The sequence below is a fragment of the Jiangella rhizosphaerae genome (assembly GCF_003579925.1).
GTDB lineage: Bacteria > Actinomycetota > Actinomycetes > Jiangellales > Jiangellaceae > Jiangella > Jiangella rhizosphaerae.
The window spans coordinates 1-11,942 of the sequence record NZ_QUAL01000092.1; the positions used below are offsets into that span (position 1 = coordinate 1).

Annotated in this window: 11 protein-coding genes; 3 read left to right on the forward strand and 8 right to left on the reverse strand. The window is 71.5% G+C overall.

Features of this window, described 5'->3' with window-relative positions:
• From DY240_RS09945 to DY240_RS09955, 3 genes are all read left to right on the forward strand, one after another.
• Positions 1-1,660 (forward strand): DUF4185 domain-containing protein (locus tag DY240_RS09945; protein ID WP_119659765.1); only part of this gene is annotated, 1,660 nt, incomplete at its 5' end.
• A gap of 72 nt (positions 1,661-1,732) precedes the next feature.
• The gene (locus DY240_RS09950; RefSeq protein ID WP_119659766.1) at positions 1,733-2,734 is read left to right on the forward strand and encodes a LacI family DNA-binding transcriptional regulator; all 1,002 of its coding nucleotides are present in this window, start codon (positions 1,733-1,735) and stop codon (positions 2,732-2,734) included.
• A gap of 141 nt (positions 2,735-2,875) precedes the next feature.
• Positions 2,876-3,964: a DUF4185 domain-containing protein gene (locus DY240_RS09955; RefSeq protein ID WP_119659767.1), complete on the forward strand. Its 1,089-nt coding sequence runs from the start codon at positions 2,876-2,878 to the stop codon at positions 3,962-3,964.
• A gap of 9 nt (positions 3,965-3,973) precedes the next feature.
• On the opposite strand, the gene DY240_RS09960 is transcribed toward DY240_RS09955, so the two are convergent.
• From DY240_RS09960 to DY240_RS31830, 8 genes are all read right to left on the reverse strand, one after another.
• Positions 3,974-5,785 carry a hypothetical protein gene (locus DY240_RS09960; RefSeq protein WP_147375266.1) on the reverse strand — a complete coding sequence of 604 codons (1,812 nt, stop codon included), beginning with the start codon at positions 5,783-5,785 and terminating at the stop codon, positions 3,974-3,976.
• Positions 5,786-5,819: 34 nt separating this feature from the next.
• Entirely contained in the window at positions 5,820-6,530 is a 711-nt protein-coding gene (locus DY240_RS09965) for a hypothetical protein (RefSeq protein ID WP_119659769.1), read from the reverse strand.
• 52 nt (positions 6,531-6,582) lie between these two features.
• Complete coding sequence (locus tag DY240_RS09970; RefSeq protein WP_119659770.1) at positions 6,583-7,800, reverse strand: NADP-dependent isocitrate dehydrogenase; 1,218 nt, start codon at positions 7,798-7,800, stop codon at positions 6,583-6,585.
• Between the two features lie 55 nt (positions 7,801-7,855).
• Positions 7,856-8,842 (reverse strand): malate dehydrogenase, encoded by a 987-nt coding sequence (locus tag DY240_RS09975; RefSeq protein WP_119659771.1) that lies wholly within the window; start codon positions 8,840-8,842, stop codon positions 7,856-7,858.
• Between the two features lie 40 nt (positions 8,843-8,882).
• A complete protein-coding gene (locus DY240_RS09980; protein WP_199701216.1) occupies positions 8,883-9,236 on the reverse strand; it encodes a DUF3017 domain-containing protein in 354 nt (117 codons plus the stop codon).
• Complete coding sequence (locus tag DY240_RS09985; RefSeq protein WP_119659773.1) at positions 9,233-10,360, reverse strand: citrate/2-methylcitrate synthase; 1,128 nt, start codon at positions 10,358-10,360, stop codon at positions 9,233-9,235. The genes DY240_RS09980 and DY240_RS09985 overlap by 4 nt, the downstream gene beginning before the upstream one ends.
• Before the next feature lie 74 nt (positions 10,361-10,434).
• Positions 10,435-11,304 (reverse strand): bifunctional methylenetetrahydrofolate dehydrogenase/methenyltetrahydrofolate cyclohydrolase, encoded by an 870-nt coding sequence (locus DY240_RS09990; protein WP_119659774.1) that lies wholly within the window; start codon positions 11,302-11,304, stop codon positions 10,435-10,437.
• Between the two features lie 43 nt (positions 11,305-11,347).
• On the reverse strand, positions 11,348-11,521 hold the full coding sequence (locus tag DY240_RS31830) for a DUF5302 domain-containing protein (protein ID WP_158602804.1): 174 nt from the start codon (positions 11,519-11,521) through the stop codon (positions 11,348-11,350).
• Positions 11,522-11,942 lie beyond the last annotated feature (421 nt).

An 11,942-nucleotide genomic window follows, 5' to 3' on the forward strand; every position in this document is an offset into this window, starting at 1 on the left:
GGCCGCGGTCCCGCGGCCGGCGCCGCCGGGGCGGGGCTGGCCGGGGCGGGCGCTGCCGCCGCTCACCAGCACGTTCTTCGCCACCGCGGCGATCCCCTACCACCGCGAGGTGGCCACCGCCAGCGACGGCGACCTGTGGCCGGCGGCGTGGGCCGACGACGGCGCGCTCTACGCCGCCAACGGCGACGGCCGCGGCTTCTCCGACCAGCCGTGGTCCGACATCGTCGTCAACCGCGTCGACGGGACCCCCGCCACCGGCATCACCGGCGTCCGGCTGGCCGCGGGCGACCAGGTCGCGCCGATCTGGGGCGACCCCGCGCGGTTCAACCGCAAGCCCACCGGCATGGTGGCCGTCGACGGCGACGGCGACGGCCGCGACGAGCTGTACCTCGCCGTCCAGGACCTCCGCCACGGCGAAGGAGCGTTCGACGAAGCGCCGGCGGCGACCATCGTGCGCTCCACCGACTACGGCCGCACCTGGCAGTGGGGCGCCGCGCCGATGTTCACCGGCCACGTGTTCACGACGGTGTTCTTCCTCGACTTCGGTCAGAGCAACAGCGGCGCCGCGGTGCTGGGGCCGGAGAACGCCGGGTACGTCTACGCGTACGCGCTGGACCGCAACTGGCGCGACTCGTTCAGCGGCGTCGTCGCCGACCCGCTGGACCTCTGGCTGGCCCGGGTGCCGGTCAGCGCGGTCACCGACCGCTCGGCCTGGAGGTTCTTCGCCGGCCTCGACGGCGACCGGCCGGTGTGGAGCGACGACCTCGACGCCCGGGTCGCGGTGCTGCACGACGAGCGACGCGTGTATCCCGGCGTCGTCACGCCGGACGGCAACTCGGTCCTGTCGCAGGGCTGCGTCGTGTACAACCCGGCGCTGGCGCGCTATCTGTACCTGTCCTGGACCGAGCACACCTTCGAGTTCTACGAGGCCCCGGCGCCGTGGGGGCCGTGGAGGCTGTTCCTGCACAAGGACTTCGGCCCCTACCCGTGGTGGGGCGAGGACCCCGGCTCGCCCGGCCCGAAGAGCGGCGGATACGCCACCGTCGCGCCGTCGAAGTTCATGAGCGCCGACGGCCGGGAGCTGTGGGTGCAGGCCAACTGGTTCGTCGGCGTCGGCCACCCGCCCAACACGTACCAGTTCTCGCTGCGCCGGCTCCGCCTCGAGCCGTACACGCCGACCGAGCCGGCCAACCCGCGTGACCCCGGGCGCAACCTCGCCCGCGCCGAGCCGGGCGCCGTCGTCACCGACACGACATCGCACTACGGGCACGACCACTACCTGGCCGACGGCCGCACCGACCTGAGCGAGGACAGCTGGAACGGCGCGGCCAAGGACGTCGACCGGTGGGGCTACACCTGGCCGCACGCCGTCCACCTCAACCGGCTCGTCTACACCACCGGGCAGATGTTCCCGGACGGCGGCTGGTTCGACGCCGCCGGCGGCGGCCCGCGCGTCCAGGTGCGCCGCGAGCACACGTGGCACGATGTCACCGGCCTCGCCGTCGACCCGCCCTATCCGCACGACGACACCGCCGGCCCGTTCCGGACGTTCACGTTCTCGTTCGACGACACCTGGGGCGACGGCGTCCGGCTGATCGGGCGGCCAGGCGGCTCGGCGCGGTTCACGTCCGTGGCCGAGCTGGAGGTGTACTACGGATAAAACGGGTCGGAAATCGATTCCACCCTGGACTAGGATCTGAGGACGCTGGTCGTTCGGCGAGGGAGGCTCGGGGTGGTCACGATCTACGACGTCGCACGCCATGCCGGCGTCTCGGCGGCGACGGTCTCGCGGGTGCTCAACGGGCACACGCAGGTCGATCCCGCGCTCGCGGAGCGGGTCACGTCCTCCGTCGCCGAGCTGGGCTACCGCCGCAACGCCGTGGCCCGCAACCTGCGGCGCAGCCGCACCACGCTGTGGGCGGTCATCATCTCCGACGTCGAGAACCCGTTCTTCACCGCCATGGTCCGTGGTGTCGAGGACATCGCGCTGACCGCCGGCTACTCCGTCGTGCTCTGCAACAGCGACGAGAACCCGGAGAAGGAGTCGAACTACATCGCCGCGGCGCTCACCGAGCAGATGGCCGGCGTCATCATCTCGCCGTCGTCCAACCGCGTCGACGACGTCAAGCTGCTGCTCGACGCCGGCTGCCCCGTCGTCGTCATCGACCGCGAGCTGCAGGGGCCCCGCACCGACACCGTCCTCGTCGACAACGAGCACGGCGCCGAGCTGGCCACCACGCACCTGGTCGAGCAGGGCTACCGCCGCATCGCCTGCATCGGCGGGCCGCGCTGGCTCAGCACCGCCACGTCGCGCTACGAGGGCTACCGCCGGGCGCTGTCGACGGCCGGCCTGCCGCTCGATCCCGCGCTGGTGCGCTACGCCGACTTCCGCGAGCGCGGCGGGTTCGAGGCCATGGCGTCGCTGCTCGACGACGGCGCGGAACCCGACGCGCTGTTCGCGGCGAACAACCTCATGACGGTCGGCGCGCTGGAGTGCCTGGTCCAGCGCGAGCGCACCATCCCGTCCGACATCGCCGTCGTGGGCTTCGACTCCATCCCGTGGGCCGACCTCATCCGGCCCACGCTCACGACCGTGGCGCAGCCCGCCTACGAGGTGGGCCGGCAGGCGGGCCAGCTGCTGACCCGGCGGCTCGCCAAGCCCGACGCCGACGTCACCCGCATCGTCCTGCCCACCGAGCTGCAGGTGCGCGCCAGCTCGATCCGGCAGGCCTGACCTCTCGGGCCCGGCCCCCATCACCTCAGCCCACCCCACCCCACCCCTTTCACGAAGTGGCGTCGGCCTTGACCGTCGAGGTCGGCGTTCCGTAGGGTAGAAATCGATTTCTCCGCTGCCGCCGACGTCGAAGGAGATCTCGTGCGACCGCTTCTGCCCACCCTGACCGGCGCGGGCCTGCTGCTCGCCAGCGCCCTCGTCGCCTCCGCGGGCGAGCCTTCGCCGGCACCGTCAGACGGAGTGACCGTCACCCGCGGCGAGCCGGTGGCGCTGCTGACGGGCGCGGGCTCGATCAACGCGACCGACGTGCGCTACCAGGTGCACGGCACCGACCTCGGGATCATGTGGGACAACGGCGCCGGCGAGGTGCTGATGGCCTTCGGCGACACCTACGGCGAGGGCTGGGGCGGCAACGGCGCCGGGCCGCGCGAGGCCGACTGGCGGTGCAACGTGCTGGCGAAGTCCTCCGACCGCGACCTCGCCGACGGCATGACGTTCGACACCATGGTGCAGGACCGCCCCGGCCACGCCGGCCAGCTCCTGGACTGCCTGCAGCAGAACGGCGTCGAGGAGACGGTCATCCCGACCGCCGGCATCGCGGTCGGCGGCCGCAGCTTCATCCACTACATGTCGGTGAACCACTGGGGTCCGCCCGGGCAGTGGTTCACCAACCACTCCGGCATCGCGTGGTCCGACGACGACGGCGAGACGTGGACGAAGGACCCGGACGCCGTCTGGCCGAACACGCCGGAATGGGACTCGAAGTTCCAGATGACCGCGTTCGTCCGGCACCGCGGCCACGTCTACCTGTTCGGCACCCCCAACGGCCGCTGGGGCGACGCGCACCTGGCCCGCGTCCCGGCCGGCAAGGTACTCGACAAGGACGCCTACCGGTACTGGGACGGCTCCGACTGGTCGCCGTCCGAGGCCGCCGCCGTGCCCGTCGCCGACGGCCCGATTGGCGAGCTGTCCGTGCAGTACAACGAGTACACCGGCCGCTGGCTGATGACCTACCTGGACGAGTCGCGGGCGCAGATCGTGCTGCGCGACGCGCCCGGCCCGACCGGCCCGTGGGGCGACGAGCAGGTCATCGTCGACGGCGCGGAGTATCCGGCGCTGTACGGCGGGTTCCTGCACCCGTGGTCCTGCGGACCGGACCTCTACTTCGCGCTGACCCAGTGGGGCCCGTACAACGTGACGCTGATGCGCTCGACGCTCACACGGGAATGACCGCGGCGCTCACCGGCTGCGCGCCTTGAACGCGGCCTTCCGTGCCGCCTTCGCCGTCTGCTTGTCGGTGGCCAGCCGCGACAACGCCTCGAGGACGTCGCCGGCGCGTGGATGGCCGCTGCGGACCAGATCGTCGTACAGCCGGATCGCGTCGACGTCCGGCATGGCCGGCAGCACCGCCCGCAGCGGCTCGACGTCGTCGCCCAGCTCCTCGACCGTCGGCGCGAGCTGGTCGGCCAGCAGCCAGGCGCGATCGGCCCCGGACAGCGGCCGCGGGCCGTCCTGTCCCCGCTGCTCGTACCAGGCCGCGGCGTAGCGCCACCACGGGGTGTCGACGAGTCTGGCGACGGCCGGACCGGCGGCCTCGCCGAGGCGCGTCAGCAGGTCGAACAGCGCCGGCCGGAGCCACGGCTCCACCGTGCCGATCGCCTCGGCGAGGTCGCCGGCCAGCGTCGCGTGGTCGGCAGTGCCGAGCCACGCCGCGATCTCCTCGGCCGCGTCGGCGTCGGACAGCGACGACAGCCCGGCGAGCCGGGTGACGGTGTCGGCGCCGGAGAGGTCGCCCACGCTCGGCGCGTCCCAGCCGAACGACGTGTACAAGGTGTTGAGCTTCCACACCCCGAGCGGCGTGAGACGGATCGCGTCGCCGTCGATCGTCACCGCGCCCAGTCGCTCCAGCCGGCTCAGGCCGTTGTCGAGGGCCTTCCTCACCTCGGTCTTCGGGTCGAAGCTCGGCAGGGCGAACATCCGGTGACCGGCGATCTCTTCGGCATGGCTCTCGACCACGCGGTCCCGCGAGATCTCGCCGTCGACGTAGGCGGAGAACAACACCGGGGGCAGGTCGGCGTGCACGTCGGCCTGGTATGCCGTGATGGCGTAGTCGCCCTCGACCACGGCGGTGAGGACGGCGTCGAACAGCCGGCCCCACGCCGACAGCACGGCATCGGCGTCGCCGCTGCGCCAGTCGTCCATGGCCTCGCCCGGATAGGCCCGGCTGGCGGTGAGGCGGACGACGCCCGACCCGACCGCGGTGAGCCACAGCTCGTCCAGACCGGCGAGGTCCGCGCTGCTGCGAATGCCGAAGAACGCCTCGCGCCGCGCGAGCTCCTCGGGATCGACGAGCCCGAGCGCGACGGCGGCCTCCTTGCCGTCCTTGACCCGAAGCGCACCGGTCGTGGTGACCTCGCGTCTGTTGCCGAGCCAGTGCACCAGCGCGAGAACGTCCGCGACCAGCGGCGCCGACCGCGCGGCTGCGGCCAGCTCGTCGACGGGCGCCAACCGCACGGCCGGCAACGGTACCGGCGGCTCGGCCGGCGGACCCGCGGACGGCATGGCGCCGAGGATGCGGTCGCGCTCCTCGAACGGCAGCGCGTTGAACTGCGCCATCAGCTCGTCCAGCGCGGCCTGATCCGGTATGCCTTCCGCGCCCATGGCGGACAGCAGCCGCTTGCCGACGCCCCACCGCTCGGAGTCGTTCACGGCCGCGGCGAAGGCCGGCAGCGCGGCCTCGGCCTCCGCCCGGAGCCGGCGAATCGCGTAGGGCCGCTTCTGGTCGGCCAAGAACTCGATGAACAGCGGGACCGTGCGGATCAGCGCGTCGTTCCACTCCTGATCGGCGACGACCTTGCGCGGGACGATGTCGGTCAGGATCTCCGTCAGCTCGCCCGCCCGCCACGATGCCGGGTCGGCGGAGTCGAAGTAGTTCGCCTTGAACTCGAGGATCGTCTCGACGACATCGGGCTCGACGTCCACGCTCGGATGGTTGGCGCGTGCCCAGGAGACGAACTCGGAGGCGGTCTGTTCGTATGCTCGCGCGGCCACCGGCACACCGTACGCCCTCAGCCGCCGGCCGCGCTCACACGGGAGTGACCGCGGCGATGCTGACGTCGAAGCCGGCGCCGTCGTCGTCGCCGCCGATCTCGCGCAGACGGACGCAGATGCCGGTCTCGACGTCGAGGGCGACGGCGAACTCGTCGGCGAACGCGCGGTCCTCGGGCTCGGGTCCGCCCTCGGCGTGCAGCAGCTCGGCCGCGACCTCGCCGAACAACAGCGCGCAGCAGGTGCAGCGCGGGTCGTAGCCGGCCGTGGGCCGGACGACCGCCTCGACGGTGTCGCGGCCCTCGAGGACCGTCGCGCGCACCGACAGCACGTCGACGCCGCCGGACAGCTCCACCGGGTCGAGCATGGCGACCCACAGGTAGTTCTCGTACATCGGGTCGTCGTAGGCGACGGTGACGTCGGACGGCCGCTGGGCGACCAGCCCGTCGGGCCGCAGCACCGGCCGCGGGGCGGCGGGGTCGAGCGGGACGGTGACGACCGGCGGCTCGACCGGGGACCCGTCCGAGCTCGCGACGACTACCAGTCCGCGCTCGGCGGGGGTCTCGTCGACCAGGTGCTCGGTGCCGTCGGGCTCGACCACCCGCATGCGGCCGGGCCGGTCGATCCACGCCCGCACGGCGTGGTCGGCCGTGATCGCATCGCCCACCAGCGTGCGGGTCAGCTCCACCGAGCGCCACCGCCATGGCGACGAGCGCGCCAGCGCCCGGAAGGTCTCGTCGTCCACCATGCGGCCGAGCCTAGGCGCAGCCCGGCCGCACGGCGGACGTCGGGGCCGGAACTCAGACCAGCCGCTTGGCGAGGTTCTCGTCGAGCGCGCCGAGGAAGTCCTCGGTGGTCTTCCACTCCTGGTCGGGGCCGACCAGCAGGGCGAGGTCCTTCGTCATGACGCCGGACTCGACGGTCTTGACGATGACGTCCTCGAGCGTCTCGGCGAAGCCGGTGACCTCGGGCGTGTTGTCGAGCTTGCCGCGGTGCTTGAGGCCGCCGGTCCACGCGAAGATCGAGGCGATCGGGTTGGTGGAGGTCGGCTTGCCGGCCTGGTGCTGGCGGTAGTGCCGGGTGACCGTGCCGTGTGCGGCCTCGGCCTCGACGGTCTTGCCGTCGGGCGTCATGAGCACCGACGTCATGAGGCCCAGCGAGCCGAAGCCCTGCGCCACGGTGTCGGACTGGACGTCGCCGTCGTAGTTCTTGCAGGCCCAGACGTAGCCGCCCTCCCACTTCAGGGACGCGGCGACCATGTCGTCGATGAGGCGGTGCTCGTAGGTGAGCCCGGCCTTCTCGAACTCGGCCTTGAACTCACGCTCGTAGACGTCGGCGAAGATGTCCTTGAAGGCGCCGTCGTAGGCCTTGAGGATGGTGTTCTTCGTCGACAGGTACACCGGGTAGCCGCGCTGCAGGCCGTACGACATCGACGCCCGGGCGAAGTCCTCGATGGACTTGTTGAAGTTGTACATGCCCATGACGACGCCGCCGTCCTCGGGCAGCTGGGCGATCTCGTGCTGGATCGGCTCGGAGCCGTCGGCCGGGGTGTAGGTGATGGTGACGGTGCCCGCGCCCGGCACCTTGAAGTCCGTCGCCTTGTACTGGTCGCCGTGGGCGTGGCGGCCGACGATGATCGGCTTGGTCCAGCCCGGCACCAGTCGCGGGATGTTGCTGATGACGATCGGCTCTCGGAAGATCACGCCGCCGAGGATGTTGCGGATGGTGCCGTTGGGCGAGCGCCACATCTTCTTCAGGCCGAACTCCTCGACCCGGGCCTCGTCGGGGGTGATGGTGGCGCACTTGACGCCGACGCCGTGCTCCTTGATGGCGTGGGCGGCGTCGACGGTCACCTGGTCGTCGGTGGCGTCGCGGTTCTGGATCGACAGGTCGTAGTAGCGCAGGTCGATGTCGAGGTACGGATGGATGAGGCGGTCCTTGATGAACGCCCAGATGATCCGCGTCATCTCGTCGCCGTCGAGCTCGACGACGGGCCCGGCTACCTTGATCTTCGCCATGATGTCAGCAACTCCCGGATGAGAATGTTTGTCTCGACGTCAAGATAACAGACGCTCAGATGAGCCCCAGCGCCCCCACCGCGTCGCGCTCCTCGGTCAGCTCCCGCACCGACGCGTCGATGCGCTGCCGCGAGAAATCGCTGATCTCCAGGCCCTGGACGATCTCCCAGGCGCCACCGCGCGAGACCACCGGGAACGACGAGATCAGCCCCTCCGGAACCCCGTACGAGCCGTCGGACACGATGGCGGCCGACGTCCAGTCGCCCTCCGGCGTGCCGTTGACCCAGTCGTAGACGTGGTCGATGGCCGCGTTGGCCGCCGACGCCGCGGACGACGCGCCGCGGGCCTCGATGATCGCGGCGCCGCGCTTGGCCACCGTCGGGATGAAGTCGTCGGTCAGCCACGCCTCGTCGACCAGCTCCGACGCCGGCTTCCCGGCGACCTCGGCGTGGAAGATGTCGGGGTACTGGGTGGCGGAGTGGTTGCCCCAGATGGTCAGCTTGCTGATGTCGGAGACGCCGACGCCCAGCTTCGCCGACAGCTGCGACAGCGCGCGGTTGTGGTCGAGGCGGGTCATCGCGGTGAACCGCTCGGCCGGGACGTCCGGCGCGTGCGACTGCGCGATCAGCGCGTTGGTGTTGGCCGGGTTGCCCACGACCAGCACGCGCACGTCGTCGGCGGCCCCGGCGTTGATGGCCCCGCCCTGCGGCTTGAAGATGCCGCCGTTGGCCTCGAGCAGGTCGCCGCGCTCCATGCCCTTCGTCCGCGGCCGCGCCCCGACCAGCAGGGCGACGTTGACGCCGTCGAACGCCTGACGCGGGTCGTCGTAGATGTCGATGCCGCTGAGCAGCGGGAACGCGCAGTCGTCCAGCTCCATGGCGGTGCCCTCGGCCGCCTTCACGGCCTGCGGGATCTCCAGCAGCTTCAGCCGCACCGGGGTGTCGGCGCCCAGCAGCTGGCCGGACGCCACCCGGAACAGCAGGGCGTAGCCGATCTGACCGGCCGCACCGGTGACGGTGACGTTGACGGGCGCCTGGGCCATGGTGAATCTCTCCTCGGTGAGCTGCGACGGAAACAGGGGGTCAGGACGGGGGCGGGACGATGAGCGACGCGATCAGGGTCCCCGCCCCCAGGAACCCCAGCGTCAGCAGGTCGAGCGCGCGCGAGCGCACCTTCAGCAGGCCGGCGACGCCGCTGGGCAGCACCGCCCGCAGGACCGCCGCCAGGCACACGCCGCCGGCGATGATGAACGTGCCGCGGCGGAAGTGGTTGTCCGCGACGATGAACGTGCCGACGGCGACGACGGCGAGCACCAGCAGCAGCGGCCACTGCCGGAACACCGCGCGCACCCAGCTCGCGGGCATGAGCCGCCGCTCGGCGGCCTGTGCCCAGCGGCTCCTGGCCGCCGCGCGATGGGTACCGGCGCGTGTGGTCACCGCTTCGAGATCTCCACCCACTGCTGGTCGTGCGGCCCGGTGTAGTCGCTGTCGGGCCGGATGAGTCGATTGTCCTCGTGCTGCTCGATGACGTGCGCCGTCCAGCCGCTCATCCGCGAGATGGCGAACACCGGCGTGAACAGGTCGGTCGGGATGCCCAGCGCGTGGTAGACGCTGGCGGCGAAGAAGTCGACGTTCGGGTACAGGCCCTTCTCGTCGAGCACCACCTGCTCCATGCGGCGGGAGAACTCGTAGTAGCGGCGGTTGCCGGTGAGGTCGGCCAGCTCCTCGCTCATCTTGCGCAGGTGCGTGGCGCGCGGGTCCTCGGTCTTGTAGACGCGGTGGCCGAACCCCATGATCTTGCGGCCGGCGGCGAGCTCGTCGCGGACGAACTGGTCGACGGCGTCGGCGTCGCCGTCGATGGAGGTGAGGGTCTTCATGACCGCCTCGTTGGCGCCGCCGTGCAGCGGGCCGCGCAGCGCGCCCATGGCGCCGGTGATGGCCGAGTGCATGTCGGACAGCGTGGCGGCGATGACGCGCGCGGTGAACGTCGACGCGTTCATCGTGTGGTCGGCGTGCAGCACCAGGCACTCGTCGAAGATCTCCGCGGCCCGCGGCGCCGGCCGCTCACCGGTGATCTGCAGCAGGAAGTTGCCGGCGATGCCCAGCTCGGGGTCGGCCTCGGGAAGCTCGCGGCCGGACCGCTGCGCCTCGTACGACGCCACCAGCACCGGCATCTGCGCGACCAGCCGCGTCGCCTTGCGGCGGTCGGCCTCGATCGACGCGTCGGCGGCGTCGGGGTCGTCGATGGCCAGCGACGACACCAGCGTGCGCAGGGCCTCCATCGGGGTGCCGCTCTGCACGACGTACGGCAGCAGCGTGGTGGCCACCGAGCCGTAGCGGCGGCCGTCGGCCAGTTCGGCCGTCAGGCCGTCGAGCTCGGCCTGGGTGGGCAGCGTGCCTCGCTGCAGCAGATGGACGCACTCCTCGAAGGAGATGCGCCCGGCGATGTCGTGGATGTCGTAGCCGCGGTAGGAGAGCCGACCCGCTCGCCCGTCGATGTCGGAGATCGACGTGGACGCGGCCACGACGTCGGCGAGGCCGCGCGGAGACTTCTCGGCCATGAAATGAGTCCTCCTCAAGGGGAAGAACGAACCGGCGTGAGGCCGCCGATCCGCTCGCCAGGCGTGGGTCCGGCCTACGCGGTGACGGCGGCCTCGGCCGCCTCCACGACGTTGGCCAACAGCATTGCACGAGTCATGGGGCCGATGCCGCCGGGCATCGGTGCGAGATAGCCGGCGACCTCGCGCACCTCGGGCGCGACATCGCCGGTGTAGCGGCCCTTGCCGTCGGCCCCGACGACCCGGGTGATGCCGACGTCGAGGACGGCCGCCCCCGGCTTGATCATGTCGGCGGTGACGAGCCCCGGCACACCGGCCGCGGCGATGACGATGTCGGCGCGCCGCACCGTGCCGGCGAGGTCGCGGGTGCCGGTGTGGCAGATCGTGACGGTGGCGTTCTCGCTGCGGCGCGAGAACAGCAGGCCCATGGGGCGGCCCGCGGTGACTCCACGCCCGACGACCACCAGCTCGGCGCCGTCGGTGGGGACGTCGTAGCGGCGCAACAGTTCGAGACAGCCGCGCGGCGTGCACGGCAGCGGCGCCGGCTGCATGAGCACCAGCTTGCCGAGGTTCTGCGGATGCAGGCCGTCGGCGTCCTTGTCTGGGTCGATGGCTGACAGCACCCGCTCCTCGTCCAGGCCCTTCGGCAACGGCAGCTGGACGATGAAGCCGTGACAGGCGGGGTTCTCGTTGAGCCGGGCGACAGCGGCCTCGACCTCGGCCTGCGTGGCCGTGGCGGGCAGCTCGACCTGCAACGACTCGATGCCGACCTCGGCGCAGTCGCGATGCTTCCCGGCGACGTACGCGTGACTGCCGGGGTCGTCGCCGACCAGCACCGTGCCCAGCCCCGGGACCACACCCCGCTCGCCCAGGGCCTTCACCCGGGCGGTGAGCTCGGAACGGATGGTGGCCGCGGTGTTCTTGCCGTCGAGAATCTTCGCGCTCACGTACCTGATTCTCGCATGGCCCGAACCCGCGGCCGACCGGTGCTCAGCCGCTCTTGCGGCGGAACATCCGCTGGGTCTTCGCCGCGTCCTCGTGCGAGGGGCCGGTGCCGGCCGCCTCGTCGTGCGGGTGGTCGTGGTCGGCGGACTTCTTCCGCTCCAGGGCCTCCCGGAACTTGGCCTTGAGATCGTCGTTGCCCCCGGACTTCTTGGCTGCCATGGTCGTCACCCTACCCTCACCTCCCGGCTGGTCATCATCGTTTCCCGGCCGCCGGGGGGGTGCGGCGTTGGCCCGCGTCGTGACGTGGGCCCGTCCCCCCTGCTGCCCGATTGTCTTGGCCGCGTCCGCGCGCCTCAAGCGGACCGATGGAGGCGCTTCGCGCTGATGCGGACCGCTTGACCCGCGCGCCCGCGGCTCAGAACGGGCAGCTATCAGGGGGACGGGGGGAGTGTGGCGACGGCGCCAGGCCTCTGCGCCCGTTTCGGTGTGAGTTTGGTGTCGTGGAGCGTCCACGTGGTGAGATTTCGCCGCGATTCGCGGGCCATCACGAGGATTACCCCAGCATCACCACGGCTGTAGGGGTGTTGATGCTCAGACAATCCTCGTGATGTAGGCGATCGCCGATGATCATCGCTGTCCA